General features: G+C 70.0%; 18 protein-coding genes. 11 read left to right on the top strand and 7 right to left on the bottom strand.

Annotated elements, in window-relative coordinates; all coding sequences use genetic code 11:
* Positions 1-6 precede the first annotated feature (6 nt).
* The 5 genes from ROY82_02455 to trmFO all read right to left on the bottom strand — a co-directional run bounded on the left by ROY82_02455 (position 7) and on the right by trmFO (position 4,648).
* The gene (locus ROY82_02455) at positions 7-339 is read right to left on the bottom strand and encodes a DUF983 domain-containing protein (protein MDT3681330.1); all 333 of its coding nucleotides are present in this window, start codon (positions 337-339) and stop codon (positions 7-9) included.
* A gap of 56 nt (positions 340-395) precedes the next feature.
* The gene (locus tag ROY82_02450; protein ID MDT3681329.1) at positions 396-1,277 is read right to left on the bottom strand and encodes a metallophosphoesterase; all 882 of its coding nucleotides are present in this window, start codon (positions 1,275-1,277) and stop codon (positions 396-398) included.
* A 22-nt stretch (positions 1,278-1,299) separates the two neighbouring features.
* Positions 1,300-2,172: a shikimate dehydrogenase gene (aroE, locus tag ROY82_02445; GenBank protein ID MDT3681328.1), complete on the bottom strand. Its 873-nt coding sequence runs from the start codon at positions 2,170-2,172 to the stop codon at positions 1,300-1,302.
* A complete protein-coding gene (locus tag ROY82_02440) occupies positions 2,169-3,203 on the bottom strand; it encodes a GntG family PLP-dependent aldolase (GenBank protein MDT3681327.1) in 1,035 nt (344 codons plus the stop codon). Before ROY82_02440 ends, aroE begins: the two co-directional genes overlap by 4 nt.
* Before the next feature lie 83 nt (positions 3,204-3,286).
* Positions 3,287-4,648 carry a methylenetetrahydrofolate--tRNA-(uracil(54)-C(5))-methyltransferase (FADH(2)-oxidizing) TrmFO gene (trmFO, locus tag ROY82_02435; protein ID MDT3681326.1) on the bottom strand — a complete coding sequence of 454 codons (1,362 nt, stop codon included), beginning with the start codon at positions 4,646-4,648 and terminating at the stop codon, positions 3,287-3,289.
* A gap of 96 nt (positions 4,649-4,744) precedes the next feature.
* Between trmFO and ROY82_02430 the strand changes: the two genes are divergently transcribed.
* Complete coding sequence (locus ROY82_02430) at positions 4,745-5,857, top strand: RsiV family protein (GenBank protein ID MDT3681325.1); 1,113 nt, start codon at positions 4,745-4,747, stop codon at positions 5,855-5,857.
* Positions 5,858-5,945: 88 nt separating this feature from the next.
* On the opposite strand, the gene ROY82_02425 is transcribed toward ROY82_02430, so the two are convergent.
* A complete protein-coding gene (locus ROY82_02425) occupies positions 5,946-7,388 on the bottom strand; it encodes a hypothetical protein (GenBank protein ID MDT3681324.1) in 1,443 nt (480 codons plus the stop codon).
* A gap of 79 nt (positions 7,389-7,467) precedes the next feature.
* Here ROY82_02425 and ROY82_02420 point away from each other — a divergent pair, with 79 nt between their 5' ends.
* The 10 genes from ROY82_02420 to ROY82_02375 all read left to right on the top strand — a co-directional run bounded on the left by ROY82_02420 (position 7,468) and on the right by ROY82_02375 (position 19,633).
* Positions 7,468-8,526, top strand: a complete 1,059-nt coding sequence (locus ROY82_02420; protein MDT3681323.1) for a hypothetical protein — start codon at positions 7,468-7,470, stop codon at positions 8,524-8,526.
* Positions 8,527-8,743: 217 nt separating this feature from the next.
* Positions 8,744-10,441, top strand: coding sequence for a GGDEF domain-containing protein (locus ROY82_02415; protein ID MDT3681322.1), 1,698 nt, complete (start codon positions 8,744-8,746; stop codon positions 10,439-10,441).
* 9 nt (positions 10,442-10,450) lie between these two features.
* Complete coding sequence (locus ROY82_02410; protein ID MDT3681321.1) at positions 10,451-10,912, top strand: hypothetical protein; 462 nt, start codon at positions 10,451-10,453, stop codon at positions 10,910-10,912.
* A gap of 59 nt (positions 10,913-10,971) precedes the next feature.
* Positions 10,972-12,108 carry a M20 family metallopeptidase gene (locus ROY82_02405; protein MDT3681320.1) on the top strand — a complete coding sequence of 379 codons (1,137 nt, stop codon included), beginning with the start codon at positions 10,972-10,974 and terminating at the stop codon, positions 12,106-12,108.
* A 5-nt stretch (positions 12,109-12,113) separates the two neighbouring features.
* Entirely contained in the window at positions 12,114-13,688 is a 1,575-nt protein-coding gene (lnt, locus tag ROY82_02400) for an apolipoprotein N-acyltransferase (protein ID MDT3681319.1), read from the top strand.
* Between the two features lie 28 nt (positions 13,689-13,716).
* The gene (gene trkA / locus ROY82_02395) at positions 13,717-15,069 is read left to right on the top strand and encodes a Trk system potassium transporter TrkA (protein MDT3681318.1); all 1,353 of its coding nucleotides are present in this window, start codon (positions 13,717-13,719) and stop codon (positions 15,067-15,069) included.
* Complete coding sequence (locus ROY82_02390) at positions 15,066-16,562, top strand: TrkH family potassium uptake protein (GenBank protein ID MDT3681317.1); 1,497 nt, start codon at positions 15,066-15,068, stop codon at positions 16,560-16,562. The genes trkA and ROY82_02390 overlap by 4 nt, the downstream gene beginning before the upstream one ends.
* 191 nt (positions 16,563-16,753) lie before the next feature.
* Positions 16,754-18,697: an acetate--CoA ligase gene (acs, locus tag ROY82_02385; GenBank protein MDT3681316.1), complete on the top strand. Its 1,944-nt coding sequence runs from the start codon at positions 16,754-16,756 to the stop codon at positions 18,695-18,697.
* 126 nt (positions 18,698-18,823) lie between these two features.
* Positions 18,824-19,096: a glycosyltransferase gene (locus ROY82_02380; GenBank protein ID MDT3681315.1), complete on the top strand. Its 273-nt coding sequence runs from the start codon at positions 18,824-18,826 to the stop codon at positions 19,094-19,096.
* Positions 19,097-19,105: 9 nt separating this feature from the next.
* The gene (locus ROY82_02375) at positions 19,106-19,633 is read left to right on the top strand and encodes a hypothetical protein (GenBank protein MDT3681314.1); all 528 of its coding nucleotides are present in this window, start codon (positions 19,106-19,108) and stop codon (positions 19,631-19,633) included.
* A gap of 19 nt (positions 19,634-19,652) precedes the next feature.
* On the opposite strand, the gene ROY82_02370 is transcribed toward ROY82_02375, so the two are convergent.
* The gene (locus tag ROY82_02370) at positions 19,653-20,537 is read right to left on the bottom strand and encodes a DMT family transporter (GenBank protein ID MDT3681313.1); all 885 of its coding nucleotides are present in this window, start codon (positions 20,535-20,537) and stop codon (positions 19,653-19,655) included.
* Between the last annotated feature and the right edge of the window lie 7 nt (positions 20,538-20,544).

Raw genomic sequence — 20,544 nt, 5'->3', positions numbered from 1 at the left:
TATAGACTAGTCGGTCTCACCGTCACGGGTCACGAATCCGGCGGCCCACAGCCACCAGAGCCACCAGCCCTTCACCGGCCGGTATAACGCGACGACCAAGAGCGCGCCGGCAACCACCAGCAACCACTCGAGCCCGGCGAAGAGCCCGAAGTTGAGGATCAACACCAGCGCGAGGACGACCAGGGCCAGCGTGGCGGCGGCGTACGTCAACACCCAGGCGCCCAGCCACGCCCCGGGCTCCCGCTCGAACCTCACGCCGCAGGAGTCGCAAGTGGCCTTGAGGCCCCACGGACTCGAGAATGCCCCAGGGGCGCCGCAGTTCGGGCACCGGCCCGCCATGGCCCCAAGCATGGCCCCGAGGTCGCGCCACCGCCCTCCGCCCTTGCGCGCCGAGGTCACGGCTCGGGCGACGACCGGATCGCCCCCTCCATCGTCGGGAGTTCGAAGCGCTCCGCCCGCAAGACCTTGTACTCCTCCCAACCCTTCCAGTCGCGCGTCAGCCGGCCCTCCTCGCAACGCATCAGGAAGGGCACGATGTACGAGCGCGCGTGCGCCAGCTCGGCGCGGAAGATGTGCGTCGACAGGCCGCCCCGGTCCAGCAGGCCGGAGGCGTCGTAGGCCGCAACGGCCTCGCTGAGGTCGTAGGGCACGCGCCGGAAATCGGCCAGCCAGGTGCCACCGCGCAGGCTGAGGATGAGGTACTGCGCGCGGGGGTCGCCGTTGAACGGCGCCCCCACGGAACCCGTGTTGAGGACCGTGTAGCGCGCCCAGCGCTGCAGGTGCGGCCTATGCGTGTGAGAGCCTACGAGAACGTCGGCCGGGTAATCCTCGACGATCTCCGAGATGACCTCGGGCGTGAGGGACGGTCCGTACCCCTCTCGGTAATGGCGCGGGCTGCCGTGAGAGACCAGCATGGAAGGAGCGCCGGGCTCCTCGATCCGCAAGGTCATGGGCAACTCGCGGATGCCGCCCAGGAAACCGGCGTCCGCGAGCAGGTTCGAGGTCACGACGTTGCCCGCCCAGAAGGGATCGTCGAGGCTATCGGAGAGGTCCTTGTGCCGTTCGTGCACCATGACCATCAGGTCGTCGTGGTTACCTAGCGTGGCCTCGTGTGGCAGTTGGGCCAGCAGGCGCGAGACTTCCACGCTCTGCGCTCCCCGGTTGACGGAGTCTCCGTTGACGATGATCCGGTCCACGTCCTGGCGCTCAATGTCGTCCAGCACCGCCTCGAGGGCGGGAAGGTTGCCATGAACGTCTGCTAGAACCGCTATACGCACGGCGTCGATCGTACCAAGTGGCTCAACCGGCCAGCGCCTCCTCTACGGCCGCGCGCATGACGGCCACGGGGGCGGGCAGCCCGGTCCAGGCCTCGAACGAGCGCGCCCCCTGGCCCACGAGCATGGCCACGCCGTTCTGGCGCCTGAGGCCGACCTCGGCGGCGGCCGCGAGCAGCGGCGTGACGGCAGGGCGGTACACCAGGTCCGAGACCACGGCGCCCCCGCGCAGGCGCTCCAACTGGGACCGCTCGAGAAGCGGGAGCGCTGTAGCGGCCGGCCCGCCCGCCATGCCGACCGTGGTGGTGTTGACGACGAGGTCGAAGGCCCCGGGTTCGATCTTGTCTGCGGTTGCCGCGAGCGCCCGCCCCCGTCTGAGCCCGGCGGTCTCGAGCCGGCTCACCAGCTCCCCGGCGCGGACGGCGTCCCTGTTGACGATCACGACCTCGGCCCCCAGGCCGACGAGGCCCCAGACCACGGCGCGCGCGGCGCCCCCGGCGCCCAGGACGAGCGCGGTGAAACCGCCGGGCCCCAGCTCGGGCGCCAGTTCGAGCAGGCCGTCCAGGAACCCCCCAACGTCGGTGTTGCTACCCAGCAGCACCCCGGCCTGGTTAACGACCGTGTTGACCGCTCCCAGCGCGGCGGCCTCGGGCGCGAGCTCGTCTACCAGCCGGGCCGCCGCCTGCTTGTGCGGCAGCGACACGTTGGCCCCCAGGGCGTCGGCGCCGCGCAGCCGCCCGAAGACCTGGGTCAGGGCGGCCGGCGCCACGTCGAGCGCTGCGTAACGCGCCGCGAAACCGGTGGCGGCGAACGCGGCGTTGTGCATCACCGGGCTCAGGGAGTGGCCCACGGGGTGAGCGATGATCCAGGCCGACCGCTGCTCCAGCGCCCGTGTCACGCCGCGGCGGCCAGGGCGCGGGCCTCCTCGGTAACGACCTGGGTGGCGAGTTCCAGGTCGGCGTCGTTCACTTGGTGGTGCGTCACCAACCGCACCGTGGTCGGTCCCATGGCGCCAACGCCAACGCCGCGAGCCGCGCAGCGCTTTACCAAGGCGGCCGAGTCGGCCACGGTGGCATAGACCATGTTCGTCTGCACCGAGCCCATGTCGATGCCGATGCCGGGTGTGGTGGCCAGCGCTTCCGCCAGGCGCCGCGCCCGGGCATGATCTGCCGGCAGTAGCTGCGGCATCCGCGTCAGGGCGATCATGCCGGCCGCGGCCAGTACGCCGGCCTGGCGCATGCCCCCGCCGAGCAACTTGCGGTAACGATGTGCCTCCTGCAGGAACGCGTTACTGCCGAGCAGGAGGCTACCCACGGGAGCCCCTAGGCCTTTAGATAGACAGATCGATACGCTGTCGAAACCGCGTGTTACGTCCGCGATGGTGACGCCCAGCGCCGCGGCCGCGTTGAAGGCCCTGGCGCCGTCGAGATGGGTGGGCAGGCCCTCCTCCGCGGCCACCGCCTGGATCGCGGCCACCGTTGCCAGCGGCACCACTGCGCCGCCCGCCAGATTGTGGGTGTTCTCGAGCACGACGAGGCCCGTGGGCGCCTGGTGCCCGCTGCGCCTGATGGCGGCCCGCACGCCCCCAGGAGTCGGGGCGCCTCGTGGCGCCTCCACCAGGCGGGGCAGGGCGCCCGAGATGACGGCCATGGCTCCCGGCTCGTACTCGTAGACGTGCGCCCCCATCGGGACGATCACCTCGGAGCCACGCCTGACGTGAACGGCCAGCGCGATCTGGTTACTCATGGTGCCCGAGGGCACGAACAGTGCGCCCTCGAACCCGATCATCTCGGCGGCCAAGTCTTGCAAGCGGTTGACGGTGGGGTCCTCGGCGTAAACGTCATCGCCCACCTCGGCGCGAGCCATGGCTTCACGCATCTCGGCGGTAGGGACGGTCACGGTATCGGAACGCAGGTCGACGGCGAACATGCGGCATTGTATGACCGAGCGCGGCGGAGGGAGCGCAACGGGCCGAGCGCACGGCAGGTCGCCCCCTCGCGCTCGCGGTCGGTTCAGGCCGTCTCGGCCACCCCTAGGTTCACCTCGGCCAGCCAGGCGCCGAACGCCGCGAGCCCGCGGCGGTACATGGCCTCCCGGCGCTCGCGCTTACCCTGACCCCTGGCCTTGGGCAACTGCGGCACCAGGCCCCAGTTGGCGTTCATGGGCTGGAAGCCGTCGGGGTTGGCGCTCGAGAGGTAGCGGACGAGGCCGCCCAGCATGCTCTCCTCCGGGGGCACGACGCCCTCCATGCCGAGCACGCTGCGCGCGGCGTTGGTGCCCGCCAGCCAACCCGTTGCCGACGATTCCAGGTAGCCCTCGGTGCCGGCAAGCACGCCCGCGACGAACACGTTCGGCCGCTCCCTGAGGGCCAGGCCGGGCGCCAGCAAGCGTGGCGCGTTGAGGTAGGTGTTGCGGTGCATGACGCCGTAGCGCACGACCTCGGCCTCCCGCAGGCCCGGCATGAGCTGAACCAGGGCCTTCTGATCGCCCCACTTGAGCCCCGTCTGGAACCCGACCAGCGACCACATGCGGCCGTCCTGGTCCTCCTGGCGCAGTTGCGCCACGGCGTGGAAGCGCTCGCCCGTTTCCGGGTGCTCGAGTCCTACGGGCTTCATGGGGCCGAAGCGCAACGTATCGCGGCCCCGGCGGGCCAGTTCCTCGATGGGCATGCAGCCCTCGAAGAACTCGAGCTTCTCCCAATCGTGTGGCGTGTGCGACCGGGCCCCCTCCAGAGCGGCGTAGAAGGCGTCGTACTCCTCCACCGTGAAGGGGAGGTTGATGTAGTCGGCGGCCTGACCGTAACGGCCCTTGCGGAAGGCGACGTTCATGTCGATCGAGTCGTACGCCACGACGGGCGCGGCCGCGTCGTAGAAGCCGAGGAAGCCCTGGCCAAGGCGCCGTTCCAGGTCGGCGGCCAGCGCGTCCGAGGTCAGCGGCCCGGTCGCGAGCACGACGACGCCGTCCTCCATCCGCTCCAGTTCCCGCTCGTGGACGGTGATGAGCGGCTCCGAACGCAGTGATTTGGTCACGGCCGCGGAGAAGGCGTCACGGTCCACGGCCAGGGCCGCGCCCGCCGGCACGCGGTTGGCGTGCGCGCTCGTCATCACCACGCCGTTGGCCGCGACCATCTCGGCCTGAAGGAGCCCCTTGGCGTTGCTCTCGCCCTCACCGCCGAACGAGTTGGAGCACACCAGCTCGGCGAATTCGCCCGTGCGGTGCGCAGGCGTCGACTTGGCGGGACGCATCTCGATCAGGTCCACGGGCACGCCTAGGCGCGCGGCGGCCAGGGCGGCCTCGCTGCCGGCCATCCCGGCGCCGACGACCGTTATGCGCTCCGTGGTCAGCTTCATCCGCGCCAGCGTAGCACCGCCCACGGCCCTGGCCGGGTCCGCCGCGAAGCAGGGCGTCCAATCCTCGGCGCGCAGTGCCCCATGCCCGGACCTCGACCCGATCACCGCTACACTGAGGGCATGATTGAACGAGCACACAACTTACTGCCTTGGTCGGTGCGCCACGTCGTCGCCCTCTTGGTGGCCGCACTCCTCGGGGTGGCCGCCGCGGCCGACGCCGCCCCCTGGCGCGCGCTCTACGCGGGCGCGTTGGCTACCGACAACGTGGTCGTGGACCTGACCCTGATCGATGCCACCAGCGCGCACGCGAGGGTGCTGCTCGCCAAGGAAGGCGTAATGCTTACCGGGTCGGGAACGGTGAAAGACGCCGACAGCATCGAGATCGACCTGCACCCGGACGTTCCCACCTCCACGCCCAGCTTCGCCCTCCTCTACCTGATCAACGGCGCCGGCGACGAGGAGGCCGTACCCGCAACGGGCCACCTGAGCGCCCGCCTGAACCCCAGTTGGCAGGACGACGGCGCCAACCTGACTATGACGCTCACGCTGAACGGCCACTCGCAGGCCACCACGTTGCCACGGGTAGCGCAGTACGCGTACCTGCGTTTGACCGAGGGCAGGCTCGACGCCGGCGCCGCGTGGCCGCGCTTCGGTTCGCGAGCCCTCCAAGTCGTCGGCAACGCCTTCGAGGCGGAGGCCAACGGCAACGTCGGAACGTTCATCTCCGAGGGCCGCGAGGGCGTCGACGAGGACAACCTCGGCTGGGGTTGGACGAACGACGCTTACGTCGACCTGGCGGGTGCAGCGGGCGACTACGTGAGTTTCCTCCTGAGCACCACCAACTACACGGGCGGCGCCCACCCGAACTCCTACTACGGCTCGCGGCTCTACGAGTTGCAGCCTGGCGGGGCGCGCCTTCTCGACCTCGGCGACCTGTTCTCGAAGAACGTCGACTGGGTGGAACCCGTGACGGACCTGATAACCGCCGACCTGGCCAAGCAAGGGGCCGCCTGGATAGAAGACGGGAGCGTGAGCGTGACGCCCGAAGACCTGTCGACCTTCGCCCTGGGGCCCACGGGCATCACGTTCGTGTTCGATCCTTACGCCATGGGGCCCTACGTACAGGGGGCGTTCCTCGTCACCTTGCCGTACTCCGAGGTCGCCGACCTGGCGCCGTCCGACGGGCCCATCGCCGCCTTCATGAACGGCCTGCAGCCCGAAGCCTTCAGGTGAGGCTGGGCTCGGGGGCAACGACGTCAGGCGGAGGCCCGGGGACCGTTACGTAAGGCGGCGCCCCTAAGCAGTCAGCCGCTTCGGGGCCTCACCGGAAACCGCGGCGACGCGGCCTGACGCCGCGAAGGAGCCACGCCACGAGCGCCAGGACGATGAGCGACGCACCCAGGAGCAGCAGTGCCACGTGGTTGCGTAGGGGAATCGCGATCAGGTCGGTGGGCAGCCTGGCGAGGGAGTAGGCCGCCAGTCCCGCCAGCGTGGAGGGCACCCCTTCGGCCGCCGCCCCGACCGGCAGCGCCGCGTTCGGGTCCGACCAGAGGCGCACGCGCTCCAGCAGCCAAGCACCGGGAGCGGCGGCGAGGAGCGTGACCAAGCCGGGGTTGACGAGCCGCTGCAGGCCGCGCGAGAAGGCCACGAGCGCCACGACGAGCAGGAGGGCGACGATCCCGGCCAGGTACGTGAAGCCCAGGTAACGCCCGTGCGCCGCGGCGCCGAAGGCGTCGAGGACCGGCGCCACGGCGCGCACCCGCTGCGACTGATCGGCGCGCGTGAGCTGCTGAGCCGCCAGCACACCACCGCCCTCGTAGGCGCGCTCTGCCAGCGTCCGCAGCACGAGGGCGTCGGCCTGTTGGGGGGTGAGGCCGGCCAGGCTGGAGGCGGGCAACAGGCCGCCCAGCCCGCCCGCGCTCTCGTCGGCCGCGCCCTCGAGCACGCCCTTGGCTTCGTCCAGCCGCGCCTGCATCTCGCCTACGTGCCCGCTGAGGATGGCGGAGAACAGTTCATGGAGCTGCGCGCGCGCCCGGGTGTCCACGCCGCGCACCAGTCGCGTGCGCAGGTTGTCGTTGGTGACGACCGCGGTTGCCTGCTGCAGACCGCCGTCCAGCACCTTCGCCACCAGGGCGGCGAGGACGGCGTTGCCGATCTCACGGTTGCTCGCCCCTTGAAGCTGGCGCGGTGGGAAGGTCACGAAGACCCCGACGATGGGTTGTACGGGCTCTCCGGGGTTGGCCGCCATCTGCGCGGGCCAGTCGGCGAGGCGGCTGCCATCGTCGAGCCCGGCCGGTATGAGTTCCCTGCCTACCTCGGCCGTCACCAGTTCCGTGACGGGCCCACCCAGCGCGATCTCGAGCTGCTTGCGGAGCTCGGCGTTGGACACCGCAGCCAGCAGGGCGGCTTTCCCGCCCGTGACGAGCTTGTCCGCCAGCACGCCCGCGGCGCGGTTGACCGCGGCGTCGGCCGTGAAGGTAGGTATCTCGGTGGCGTCGGCATAGACGTCGAGGCCCGGCAGCAGCATCAGTGACTCGCCCGAACGGTACTGGGTGAGCGTCTTGACGCCCACGGCGGTGCCGCCCTCAGCGGGTAACAGCGTCAGTTCCAGGACGCCCTGGATGATGTCCTTACCCTGCCTCACCCCACTGAGTTGAGCGAGGCTGAAGAGCACTGCGCCCACTGCCACCGTCACGGCCAACAGCAGGGCGCTGACCCACGTGAGATCGCGTTGCCAGGCCGGTTGTCGTTCTGTTCGGTACATTGGCTCCGTCCTAGTTCGGTCGCACCGCTTCGCCACCTTACCGCGCCGATGCATGGGGCGCGACCCGTAGCATGGGGACATGAACCGAGCATCCCTGGTGTTGACGGCGCCCCTGGTGGGTCCGTTCCACACGCGCTTCCCTCGCTACAACGCCGTCGACTTGCGCGACGCGCTTAGGGCCTCGGGCGCCCAGGCCCTGGCCCTGGCCACCCTGCCCCCGGGCGCGCTTCAGGGCACCGAATGGCTTGCGACCGACGAGATCGCCCTGCCACTCTCGGTGGTTCCCTGGGCCAACCGAGCAGGCGTGCCGCTGCACGAGGTCGCCAGCCTTGCCGGCGGCCCGGGCGAGCCGGGCGAGGCGGAGGACGAGAGTGAGTTCGTCGAGTATCTCGGCCGCTTCGAGGCGGGTCAGGAACGACTGCGGCGCGTGCACCGGGCGCAGGCGCCGGTCGAGGAGCTGCTCGGTAGGCCCCTAGACCTCCGGCGGGTGCACGAGGAACTGCTCCCCGCGATCGACGCTTACCAGCGGCAACGGGCCGAGGAGTTCGGCGAGGGTCCCGGAACCGGTTGGCTGGAGGCCCGCTCGGAGATCGTCGCCGAACGCGTGCTGGCCCTGCCTTATGAGCGCGTGGCGCTGCTGGCCGGGGCCGATGAGCTCCCGCAGATCACACGCGCGCTGGAAGGCCGCGTCGACCTCGAACCCTTGCGCGCAGCCAAGGAGGTGAGCCCGGAGGCGCGCGAGCGCGCGCTGCTCGACACCGCCATGCGTGGCGACGCAGACGATCCGGCCGCACTCTTGGGTGCGCTAAGGGAGCTGAACAGCTCAGAGGCGCTGTATCACGAGGCCAACATCCTCCTCGAGAACGACCACCCGGCCGAGGCCCTGGAGGTCTTGGAAAAGGCGCTTCGCAGCGACTTCCAGGAGCCCTACTACCTGCCCGGCTTCCTGCTGGCGCGCCTGGGCCAGGTCTACGACCTCGCCGGACAGCGCGACGCCGCGTTGCGCTCCTACCGGGGCGTGCTGGCCCTGAGCTACGCGCCGCTCGAGGCGGCGGAGGCGGCGACCTCAGGCCTCGTCGAGCCGTTCGGCGCCGCGGCGGCGACAGGCGCGGGGCAGCCGACATCGGAGGGCAACTAGCCGCCCAAGGACGGCCGACCGCTGAAAGGCGCGACTGGCGGAGCCCGCGCGGGGCCGCCTTCACGCCGGCGGGAAGGCTCGGGTAGAATCGCGGGCAACTGGCTGACGCGGGCACCCCGACTGCTCGCCACATGCTCCGGAGAGACCCCGGGGGGTTGGCGGGTATGAGGAAGGCCTGGCGCGAAGGCAGGTAATCCGGTCTACCCGGGGGGCACGCATGTCCGTAACCGCGGACAAGGTCAAACCAAGGGGGGCTGCCACCGCGGCAGTGCTTGCGGCCATCCTCGTGCTGGCCGCGTTCGGGCCGAAGTTCATGGCCGCCGCGCTGGCCCTAGCGGCCGTAGCGGTGGCGCTCATCATGCTGCTGCGCCGGGCACGGACGCTGCCCTGGCGGCTCGCGACCGCGGCAGCGGTTCTCTGGGCACTCGAAGAGGTCGCGTGGGCCGTGGAGCGCGTGACGGGCATCAGCGGCACCTCGGCGGTGACGGAGATCACCTACTACGCCGGCCTGTTCGTCTGGCTCGTGGCCATCCTGCTCATGCCGGGCAAGCGCATGCCCCGCTCCCTGCTGATCGCCGTGGTTCCCGCGATCGCACTGCTCGTCCTGCTCCTGTTCCTCGATTCGCCGGCGACGGTCACGCTGACGTTCCCCGCCCTGGAGACACTGCTGGTCGTGGCCTCACTCCCTCTCCTCGGCGGCACCATGACGGGCGGAGCATCGGAGGGGCGCGTGCTGGTGGTGCTCGCCTTCTACCTGCGGGCGCTGGGTTCGGGCTCATACGCGTGGCTCCAGAGCACGGGAGCGGGCATGGACGCCATGCTGCTGTGGCTCCTGTCTTACCTGAGCCTCGGGCTCGGCGTTCAGCTGGAAATGGACGACCAGCATGCGGAGTTCGTGCCCGTGGCGGTGGCCATCGCCACGCTGCAGGCAGTCAGCGCGGCTTTGCTGATAGCGTTCGCCAGGGTCGGCATGGTGGCCAGCCCGTACGTGCTGGTGGTCATAATCTTGCTGGCTTACGTGCAGTTCGCCGTCGTAGTCCTCGCCCTCCTTACCAGCCGAGCAAGCCGCGAGGCCGCCACCGCGGAGTTGCGGCTCTGGTCCCAACTGCTCGACACGGTCTCCGACGCCAGTCACGAGGAGGCCCTCGCCTCCATCCTCACGAACTCCCTCGAGCGGTTGCCGGGCACGCGGGGAATCGAGGTCCACGACAAAGCCGCGCTGGGCAGCCTCGAGGGTTACGCCTACCCGCTGGTGACCGGGGGCGCAGAGGTCGGGCGCCTCTATTTCGGGCAGAAGCCGGCCCAATCCACCGTGCTCGACATGTGTACGCCCATGCTGGCGGCGCGCATCCGCCTGTTGAGCGACCGGGACCGGTGGGCCGCGGCCGCACTCAGCGATCCCCTCACCGGACTCCTCAACCGCCGGGGTCTCGAGGTCCGCTCCGATCTTCTGGTGGCCGAGGCACAGGCCAACGACTCGCCCATCAGCGTGGCGATGCTCGACATAGATCACTTCAAACGCGTGAACGACGTCTACGGCCACGCAGTAGGCGACGAGGCGCTGAAGGCACTGGCAGCGATCTTGCGGCAGCACCTGAGGCCACGCGACCAGGCGGTGAGGTGGGGCGGCGAGGAGTTCGTGGTCGTCCTCCCCGACGCGGAGCCCGAGCAAGCCGTGGAGGTCTTGAAGCGCGTAAGGCACCAGCTCTACGGCGCCAACTTGAGCCCCATCGCGTGGCCCCTGGCCGTGTCGGTGGGGATCGCGGGAACGGCCGGCCGTGACGTTCATGCCGATTCGTTGCGGGCGCTCGTCACCAGCGCCGATGCCGCGCTAGGGATGGCTAAGCGCGACGGCCGCAACCGCATAGTCCAGGCCCCTGCCGGCGCAGCCGCCGGCTCCGGGGCACGCGGTTAGAATGCCCACATGCGCGAACTCCTCTACAACGCCGCCAAGCACTTCAAGCGCGGCAAGGCGTTGAGCGAACGCGGCGACACGCGGGGAGCGATGGTCGCCTACGAGGACGCGCTACGCGACCTGCACGCAGTCAAGCCGCAGCGGATGCGCGACGTGCTGCTTGCGCAGGTGTACCTGTCGCGCTACCTGCTTGGCCGCGACACCGACCCTCTCAAGGCCGACAGCGACCTGCGCCTCGGGTACAGCTACGCTCGCACCACCTTCGAGCCCACCGTCAGGCAACTGGCGGAGGCGCTGTGGACGGAGCGGCTGACGAGGCCGCCCGTTGCCGTGCCCAAGGACGCTCGCTCCGCCCGGTCACGCCGGTCGGGCAAGGCTCAGGGCGGGCAGCGCCAGGACGCCGGCGGCCGCTCGGAGCGCCAGGGCCGCCGAGGCGGGCGACCTCAACGCGGGAGCGGACGCTCGCAGTAGTTGCGGCAACCAGTAGCCTCGGCCGCTTTGCGTAGCGCCCTAGCGGGTAACATCGCGCCATGAGCCTCAAAGCCATCCTGGAAGCCGCTTACGCCGCCGAGGCGCCCTACCTGAGTCTGCTTCAAGACCTGGTGGAGCGTGAGACTCCTTCGCACGACAAGGCCGCGTGCGACGCGTTCGCCGCGCACCTGTCGGCACGCATGGCGGAGCGCGGCCTCAGCGTCACGCGCCACGCCCGCGACGAAGCGGGCGACATCCTCGAGGCGCGGCGCGAGGGCAACGGCGGCGACCGCACGCTCATCTTGTGCCACTACGACACGGTCTGGCCTTTCGGCACCCTGGCGTTCATGCCCTTCCACCGCGACGGCGACAAGGTCTTCGGACCCGGAGCGGTGGACATGAAGGCGGGGATCACGGCCGCCCTCACGGCGTTCGGGCTCCTCGACGAACTGGACCTACGGCTCGCAGGCGACGTCACGCTGCTCGTCACCAGTGACGAGGAGACCGGCTCGCATGCGTCACGCGCCCTCATCGAGGAGTTAGCGGGCCGGCACGACCGGGTGCTGGTGCTGGAGCCCGGGCGCGACGACGGCGCGCTCAAGATCGGCCGCAAGGGCGTCGGCACCTTCGAGCTGCGGCTCCGGGGCCGCTCAGCTCACGCCGGCAACAACCCGTCCGACGGCGCCAGCGCCCTGCGCGAGCTGGCGCACATGCTCCTGTTCGTCGAGGACCTGGGCGATGAGGTAGCGGGCACCACCGTGAACGTCACGGTGGCCAAGGCGGGCTTCGCCACCAACGTGATAGCCGAAGAAGCGGAGGCGTTCGTGGACGTGCGGGTCCTCAAGATGAGCGAGGCGGATCGCGTCACCAACGCCATCAACGGCTACACGCCCCGAGACTCGCGCGTCAGCCTCACCGTGAGCGGCGGAATGAACCGGCCGCCACTCGAGCTCACGCGGGCCAACGAGGCGCTTTACTCCGCCGCCCTGGACGTCCTCGACGGTCTCGGCCTGCGGCTCGACGCCGGCGTCGTCGGCGGCGGTTCCGACGGCAACTTCACCTCGGCACTCGGCGTCGCCACCTTGGACGGCCTCGGTTCGGTGGGCGGCGGCCCACACGCGCGGCACGAGCACATCCGCCTCAAGGAATCGCTCGAGCGCCTGGCGTTGCTGACAGGGCTGCTGGCAGAGCTCTGAAGCGCATGCCCGTGCTGCTGGCTGCCGCCTGCGGGCTCCTCCTCTCGCTCGCCCTGCCGCCGCTCGGCTGGTGGCCGTTCGCGTTCACGCTGGCGCCGGTCTTCGCGCTCATCGCGCGGGCCCAGACGTCGCGCCGCGCGTTCTGGCTCGGCGCCGCCTTCGCCGCGCCGTTCTTCGCCCTCTACATCCTGTGGCTGCCAAGGTCGTTCGCCGAGCTGTTCGGCGCGGGCTTCTGGGTCGTCTACCCGTTCCTGCTGGCCGCCCTTGCGCTCTTCTGGGGCCTGACGACCTGGGCTGCGTGGCGCCTGGCTGCCCTAGGGCGCGGCGCAGCGCGGCGGGCCACGGCCAAGTGGACGCTCGTCTACCTTCCCGTCCTCTGGGTGCTCGTAGAGTGGGCGCGCACGCAAGGCTACTTCGCGTTCCCCTGGGGCACTCTCGGTTACACCTGGCTGGATACGCCCGTCGCGCAGCTCGCCGCGTTCGGCGGCGTTTACGGGCTGAGCCTCCTGGTCGTCGTCCCGGCCGCTGTCCTCGCCTGGCCATGGGCGCGGGTCGATAGCCCGCGCGCGGGGACGGTGGTCGCTTCCCTGGTCGTCGCCTCGGCGCTCGTGGGGGCGGCGTTCTGGCTAGGGTCGGGCGCCTCGCGAGGCGCCCCGGCGCTGATCGGCGAGGTGGACCCGCCCGGGGCCCTCAGGGCACTGCTCGTGCAGGGCGACGTGGACCCGTTCGCGCGCACTTCGAGCGCGTCACACGACTTGGGCGTCCACCTGCTGCTCACGGAGGACGGCGTGGCCGCCGCGGCCGAGGCCGGCCGGCGGCCCTTCGACCTGGTGATCTGGCCCGAGGGCGCCGTCCTCGGCATCGACCTCACCAAGGCCGACGCGGCGCCGCTTCGCGAGGCCATCACGGCCGCCGCTCCCGGCGCGACCTTCGTCATCGGCGGTCGCGTGTACGACGGCGTCAAGAGCTTCAACTCTCTTCTCGCCCTCAGGCGCGGTGCCGTCGTGGGGCGCTACGACAAGCACTACCTGGTGCCGTTCGGCGAACGCTGGCCCCTTTACGAGACGCTCAACGGCGTGTACGCGGCGGTGTTCCGTTCCTTCGGCCTACCGTTGCTCGCGAGCACTACGGCGGGCGAACGCGTGTTGCCCATCACGACCGGGGTGGGACCGGCCGGGGCGTTCATCTGTTACGAGTCGGTCTTCCCTCAAGTGGCAAGGCAGTTGGTGGCGCGCGGGGCCGAGGTCCTCGTCCTGGGCACCAACGATGCTTGGTTCGGGCTCGGCGCGGGCGCCACGCAACACTTCGACATGGGCCGGCTGCGCGCCGTGGAGACGCGTCGCTGGCTCTTACGCGCGGGGAACGACGGCATCACCGCGTTCATTGACCCGTGGGGCCGCGTGGTGTCGGAAGTTCCGCGCGGGGTGCCGACCACGCTGGCAGGCTCGTTCGAGACCCTAAGCGACCTCACCTTCTGGGTCCGCTACGGCAGCCTGCTGCCCTGGCTGTTGGTTGCCTCGTTGCTCATGGCGTTGGCGGCGAGCGCGGCGGCAGACGGCTTGGGCCGGCGGAGGCGCTAGCCACCGCACCCGGTAGGATGGGCGCCTGATGCAGATCGTCATCGTTGGCGGAGGCGAGATCGGCGCGTTGATCGCCGGGGCCCTGCACCGTACGCACAGCGTCGTCATCGTCGATCAGGTTCCGGAACGCGAGGCCGCCTTCGCGGCCATGGACGTCCAGTTCCTGCGCGGTAACGGTACCGACCCCGACGATCTGCGCGCGGCCCAGGTGGAGCGCGCCGCGGCGTTCATAGCGTGCACGTCCAACGACGACGTCAACGTCCTCTCCTGCCTGGCGGCGAAGGGCTTGGGCGCCAAGCGGACGCTCGCGTTCGTCACGCGGCAACGCTACGTGGACGCCTTCAAGCGTGACGGCGCCTTCGAGTCCGTCGGCCTGCTCATCGACCGCGTGCTGTGGCCTCAGCGGATCCTCGCCCACCAGATAGCCGACATCGTGAGGGCCCCGCGGGCCGTCGACAGCGCACGGTTCGCGGGCGGCCGCATCACCTTGCTCGAGTTCCTGATGGCACCCTTCGATCCCTTCCTCCACGAGAGCCTCGGGCAGATCTCGCTGCCTCCGGGGGTCCTCGCCGTGGGGGCCATCAAGGGCGACTCGTTCGTGATCCCCACGGGCGCCACGACGTTCGAGCCCGGAGACCGCGTGGTGTTCATGGGCATCACCGAGCGCATGCGGGAGCTGCACCGGCGCTTCGCGCCCCACGTTCGCTCCCCCAGGGTCTTCATCGTCGGTGGTGGGAACGTGGGCTTCATGGTGGCGCAACAGTTGGCGCATGGGCGCTCCGACCTGACCATCATCGAAGAGGACCCGGAGCGCTGCGAGAAGCTGGCGCAATGGCTGCCGCACGCCCTCGTACTCAAGGGCGACGGCACCGACCTCGAACTTCTCGAGCAGGAGCGGGCCGAGGACGCCGACGTGGTGGTGGCCGTCACGGACGACGACGCCAAGAACCTCCTCGTATCCCTCCTGAGTAAGCAGCTGGGCATCCCGAAGGTCATCACGCGCGTCGGGCGCGCGCGCAACCGGCGGCTGTTCACGCGCGTGGGCATCGACGCCCCGCTCACGCCGCGCGCCGCCGCCGTGCAGGAGGTCCTCAACTGGCTCGAGGTCGACGAGGTGGAGCACTTGGCCACCATCGAGGACCGCGCCGAGGTGATGGAGGCTACCTTCCCCCTCGGTTGCGTGGGTGGCCGCGTGATGGACCTGGGAACGCCGGCCTCCATGCTGATCGGCGCGGTGCGACGCAACGAGCGCATCATCGTGCCTCACGGGGAGACCATCATCGAGCCCGGTGACCACCTCTACGTGGTGACCACGCCCGACGAGGTGGACGCGGTAGAGGCCTGGCTCGAGGAGCGCAGGGCACGGAGCCAACCCGGGTGAGCGCAGCCGCGCAGCCGTACCCGGCCGTCGGTGTCGGCAACCGGCGCGGCCGTTTCGTTCCATACGTTCTGGGCACGGGTTTCATGGCGCTTGGGGGCGCGGCCGTTGCCTTTACCATCTACGCCGTCCTGGCCGGAGAGCCGCGGTCCGGCTTCATCGTCACCGCCCTGCTGGCCCTCCCGGTGGGCCTACTCTTGCGGCGCCTGGGCAGCGCCGAGGCGGACCCGAGCAGGCGCGAGGCCCTGACGGCCGTGCTGCTGTCGTGGTTGGCACTGCCGGCCATGGGCGCCATCCCTTACGGCGTGGGCGGCCAACTCCAACCCCTCGATGCCTTCTTCGAGTCCATGAGCGGTTTCACGACCACGGGCGCCACCACCATCCTCGATTTCAGCGTGATCCCCGAGTCGCTGCTGCTTTGGCGCGCGGTCTCGCAGTGGGTCGGGGGAGTCGGCATCCTCGTCATGTTCTTGGCGGTCTTCCCCAGGCTCGCCATCGCGGGGCGGCAGATGTTCCACGCCGAGATGCCCGGGCCCGAGGAGGAGCGCCTGACGCCGCGCCTGCGGCAGACCGCAGTGCCGGTCGTGGCCCTCTACGCCACGCTCACGTTTACCTGCGCCGTCGCCTACGCCATGGCGGGCATGCCGCTGTTCGAGTCGGTGTCGCACGCCTTCGGCACGCTGGCCGCGGGCGGCTTCAGCCCCAACGCGCAGAGCTTCGTCGAGTACGAACAGCCGGCCGTGGCGTGGATCGCGATCTTCTACATGACCCTGTCAGGGGCCGGCTTCTTCCTCATCTATCGGGCCGTGTCGGGCCGGCCCCAAACGCTCCTGCGCGACCCGGAGTTCCGCGTCTACCTCGGCATCCTCCTGGTCTCCGGCGCCATCTTGAGCCTGCTACTGATGGACGATTACGGCCCCGCGGGGGCCATCCGGCACGGGCTCTTCCAGGCCGTGAGCATGGTCACGACGACCGGCTTCGCGTCCACCGAATACCGGGAGTGGGGCATGTCGGCACAGGCCGTGCTGCTGGCGTTGATGTTCGTCGGCGGCTGCGCCGGCTCGGCCAGCGGCGGCATCAAGGTCGTCCGCTGGATGATCGTCTTCAAGAACACTGCCCGCGAGGTGCGCCGGGCGCTGCACCCTCGTGCCGTGTTACCCGTGCGCCTCGGTACCCGGGTCGTCCCGGAGGAGGCAGTGCGCTCCGTGGCGGCCTTCCTGAGTCTCTACATCGGACTTTTCGCCTTCGTCACTCTGTCCCTGGTGCTGCTGGGCGCCGACTTCACCAGCGCCTTCAGCGCCTCGATCGCTTCACTGGGGAACACCGGGCCCGGGCTGGCGCCGCTCGCGCCGATAGGGCAGCTCGACTACCTCCCGCCCCTGGGCAAGGTCATCCTGATGTTCGCCATGTACGCCGGCCGGCTCGAGGTCGTGACCGTGTTCGTCGTCTTCGTTCCGGGCTGGTGGCGGTTGCCGCGGTCGCGACGACGCGCATGAGGGTTGAACGGTTCGCGGCACCCTACCCTGCGCGCTTCGACGTTCCGCGCACGACACGCGGGTCCGCCCGAACCCGCCTCTGCTCGTCAGGCGCCCCGCCCTCGACTACGTCCTAAGCTATGCTCTTACTCGAAAAGGCGTATCGAAACCCGTCACGGCCACACTCCCGGCCGTCCACCCCTGGAGGACCCATGTCCGACACCATCGAATCCGTACTTCAAGAGGCGCGGGAGTTCCCACCCCCGAAGTCGTTCCAACGCCACGCCCTGCTCAACAGCACGCAGGAGTACGAGCGCCTCTACCGGCAGTCGCTCGACGAGCCGGTGAAGTTCTGGGGTGAGGCCGCCAAGCGTCATCACTGGTTCGAGCCGTGGACCAGCGTGCTGGAGTGGGAGGAGCCGCACGTCAAGTGGTTCTCGGGCGGCAAGACGAACCTCGCCTACGACTGCCTGGACCGCCAGGTGGCAGAGGGCCGCGCGAACAAGGTCGCGTTCTTCTGGGAAGGCGAGCCGGGCGACAAGCGCACCATCACTTACGGCCAGATGCTGGACGAGGTGAGCCGTTTCGCCAACGTCCTCAAGGGGAAGGGCGTCACGCTCGGCGACCGCGTGGCCATCTACATGCCCATGATCCCCGAGGCCATCGTCGCCATGCTGGCGTGCGCCCGCATCGGCGCCACGCACTCGGTAGTGTTCGGTGGCTTCTCGTCTCACGCCCTTTCGGACCGCATAAACGACGCCCAGGCCAAGCTGGTGATCACCGCCGACGGCGGCTACCGCCGGGGCGCCGTCCTGCCGCTCAAGCCGGCCGTCGACGAGGCGCTCGCGACCGCGCCCAGCGTCGAGAACGTGATAGTGGTGCGGCGCGCCGAGAACGTCGTGGACATGGAGGCGGGCCGCGACGAGTGGTACCACGAGCTCATGTCCGGCACTTCGAACGTCTGCCCCGCCGTGCCCGTCGATGCCGAGCACCCGGCCTACGTGCTCTACACCTCGGGCAGCACCGGCACGCCCAAGGGCGTGCTGCACAGCACGGGTGGCTACCTGGTGCACACGTCGCTCACCGCCAAGTACGTCTTCGACCTGCAGGAGAACGACATCTTCTGGTGCACCGCCGACATCGGCTGGGTGACCGGGCACTCGTACGTGGTCTACGGCCTCATGTCGAACGGCGCCACGCAGGTGATGTACGAGGGCAACCCCACCTACCCGGCACCCGACCGCTTGTGGGAGATGGTCGAGCACTACGGCGTGACCATCTTCTACACCGCTCCAACCGCCATCCGCGCGTTCATCAAGCTTGGCCGCGCCTACCCCGAGAAGCACGACCTCTCGAGCCTGCGCCTCATCGGCACGGTGGGCGAGCCCATCAACCCCGAGGCGTGGATGTGGTACCGCAGCGTCATCGGCGGCGACCGTTGCCCCATCGTCGACACCTGGTGGCAGACGGAGACCGGCGCCATCATGATCTCGACCATCCCCGGGGTTCACACCACGAAGCCGGGCGCGGCGGGCGTTCCGCTGTTCGGCATCGATGCCGCGGTCGTCGACGCCGACGGCAACGACACGCCACCCGGGCAGGGCGGCTACCTCGTCATGAAGCGCCCATGGCCGGGCATGCTGCGCACGGTCTACGGCGACGACGACCGTTACCGCAACCAGTACTGGGGCGAGGTCCCGCACATGTACTTCTCCGGCGACGGTGCCCGTAAGGACGCCGACGGTTACTTCTGGATCATGGGGCGCGTGGACGACGTGGTGAACGTCTCGGGCCACCGGCTAGGGACCATGGAGGTCGAGTCCGCGCTCGTCTCGCACCCCGCCGTTGCCGAGGCGGCCGTGGTGGGGCGCCTGGACGACCTCAAGGGTCAGGCGATAGTGGCGTTCGTGACGCTCGAGCAGGGCTTCGAGCCCAGCGAGGAGCTGCGTCAGGAGCTCCGGAAGCACGTCGCGTCGGAGATCGGGTCGATAGCGCGGCCCGACGAGGTGCGCTTCGCCCCCTCGCTACCCAAGACGCGCTCGGGCAAGATCATGCGCCGACTGCTCAGGAGCGTCGCCTCGGGGGAGGAGGTCATCGGCGACACGAGCACGCTCGAGGACCGCGGCGTGGTCGAGCAGTTGCAGCAGGGCGGTTAGCGGCAGTGGCGGCCGCGCGAGTGGCGGCAACGGCGGCGGTGGCGCGAGTGGCGGCGGTCGGGGCAGTAGCGGCAACGGCGGCAACCGCGGGACTGGCGGCGGCGGCTACGGCCCACCGGGCGCGGCATGGCCCCTAGGCGCACCCTCAACATCGGCCTGCTGCTGACCTATAACGAGCAGGACGTCGTTGCGGAGATGCTCGAGCACAACGCGGGCGGCGTGGACGCCATCTTCGCGCTGGACGGTTCCACCGACGCGACGACCGAGGTGCTCCTGGCGCACCCGAAGGTTCGCCTCGTGCTGCGAGACGCGGACGTGGCCCCGGGTGGCCACGTCAGGGACCACCATCGCCAGGCCCTGCTCGATGCGGCGCGGGCCGAGTACGGCGGCGGGCACTAACACACCATCATGCATGGCGACGAGTTCTTCCACGACGACCCGCGCGCGGTGGCCCGGGCAGCCGGGGCGATGGGCGCGGGCCGCGTGAACTGGGCCGCCATGCAGTTCTTCTTGCACCCGGACGACCGGCCCGCCCTGGGCGGCAGCGTTCAGGAGAACGTGCGGTGGTACTCGCCGTTCTGGGTCGAGGTGAGGCAGTTCCGTGATTCGCCGCGCGCCCGCTACAAGGCGGGCGAGCACGGCCGCGTGTTCCCCCACGGCGTCGGTTGGCTGCCCTACCTCAAGATGCCGATCCTGAAGCATTACCCTTACCGCTCCGAGGCGCAGACGCTGGCACGCCTGGGCGCCATGGAGGCCCGCGGGTTCTCCGGCACCAAGGCAACGGGGGGCGTCTACCGGGAACGCTACGCTCCGGAGTACCGCGAGGCGCACTACTTCGGTGGCGACTTCGGCGTGTTCGAGCTGGCGCGGCAGGGCAACCTGCTGACGATGATGGCGCGTTGGAAGCGCCTGGTGGATAAGTCGAAGGCGCGCTGACGCCCGGCTGCCCTACGACTCAGCGCGTCCGCTTGAGCCGCACCTCGCCCTCGTGCCCGGGCCGCGGGCTGACGGGCCAGCGCAGCTCGGCTATCAGCATGGCGAAGAGCATCAGCGCCCCACCCAGCCAGCCGAGGGGGCCCAACCTCTCGCCCAGGAGCACGGCGGCGAAGGCGGCGGCGAACGCGGGTTCGAGGACGAAGATGAGCGCGGCCAGGTGTGCGGGCACCACGCGTTGCGCGTAGATCTGCACGACCGCCACGAGCGCCGTGGCGACGACGGCGAGGTAGAGGATGGCGAGGTAGGTGAGCGGCGGCACCGTGGCAAGCTTGCCGACCTGCGGCGCGGCCCATAGCCAGGCCAGCGCCGTCATGGGCAGGTGCTGCATCAGGGCCAGCGAAGTGCCCCTCACCTTGCCGGCAACCTCGCCCAGGTAGACGATGTAGAAGGCGTAGGCCAACGCCGTGCTCAGCACTAGGATGTCGCCGCCATTGATGGCCGCAAGGCCGCTGCGCAGGGTGATGAGCGCCAGTCCCGCCAGCGCCACGAGGCCCGCCAGGAACACGCGCGCCGGCAAGTAGTGCTTCAACCAGACCTTCGCCACGATGGGCGTGAGGATGACCGACAGGCCCGTGATGAAGGCGGCGTTGGAGGCGCTGGTGATGGCCAGGCCGGCCGTCTGAGTGGCGAAGCCGGCGAACGAGAGCAACCCGAGCACCAGCGCGGGCACGACGGCGCGCCTGTCCCATCTGGCCCACGAGAGCATCAGAGTCGCCAGGGTGAACCTCACGGCGAGCAGTAGCGACACGGGAATCGTGTCCAGCGCCTCCTTGACGACCACGAACGTGCTGCCCCAGATGAGGGTGACGATCACGAGGGACAGGACGCCGACGACCGGTGACACGAGCCTC

It is taken from the genome of Truepera sp. (genome assembly GCA_032027045.1).
Lineage (GTDB): Bacteria > Deinococcota > Deinococci > Deinococcales > Trueperaceae > JAAYYF01.
This window is presented reverse-complemented; position numbering and strand designations above follow the sequence as displayed.

Coding starts and splice junctions, on each gene's coding strand:
- ROY82_02455 (MDT3681330.1), bottom strand. CDS start 339: ATGGCGGGCCGGTGCCCGAACTGCGGCGCCCCTGGGGCATTCTCGAGT.
- ROY82_02440 (MDT3681327.1), bottom strand. CDS start 3,203: ATGTTCGCCGTCGACCTGCGTTCCGATACCGTGACCGTCCCTACCGCC.
- ROY82_02430 (MDT3681325.1), top strand. CDS start 4,745: ATGATTGAACGAGCACACAACTTACTGCCTTGGTCGGTGCGCCACGTC.
- ROY82_02425 (MDT3681324.1), bottom strand. CDS start 7,388: ATGTACCGAACAGAACGACAACCGGCCTGGCAACGCGATCTCACGTGG.
- ROY82_02420 (MDT3681323.1), top strand. CDS start 7,468: ATGAACCGAGCATCCCTGGTGTTGACGGCGCCCCTGGTGGGTCCGTTC.
- ROY82_02415 (MDT3681322.1), top strand. CDS start 8,744: ATGTCCGTAACCGCGGACAAGGTCAAACCAAGGGGGGCTGCCACCGCG.
- ROY82_02410 (MDT3681321.1), top strand. CDS start 10,451: ATGCGCGAACTCCTCTACAACGCCGCCAAGCACTTCAAGCGCGGCAAG.
- ROY82_02405 (MDT3681320.1), top strand. CDS start 10,972: ATGAGCCTCAAAGCCATCCTGGAAGCCGCTTACGCCGCCGAGGCGCCC.
- lnt (MDT3681319.1), top strand. CDS start 12,114: ATGCCCGTGCTGCTGGCTGCCGCCTGCGGGCTCCTCCTCTCGCTCGCC.
- trkA (MDT3681318.1), top strand. CDS start 13,717: ATGCAGATCGTCATCGTTGGCGGAGGCGAGATCGGCGCGTTGATCGCC.
- acs (MDT3681316.1), top strand. CDS start 16,754: ATGTCCGACACCATCGAATCCGTACTTCAAGAGGCGCGGGAGTTCCCA.
- ROY82_02380 (MDT3681315.1), top strand. CDS start 18,824: ATGGCCCCTAGGCGCACCCTCAACATCGGCCTGCTGCTGACCTATAAC.
- ROY82_02375 (MDT3681314.1), top strand. CDS start 19,106: ATGCATGGCGACGAGTTCTTCCACGACGACCCGCGCGCGGTGGCCCGG.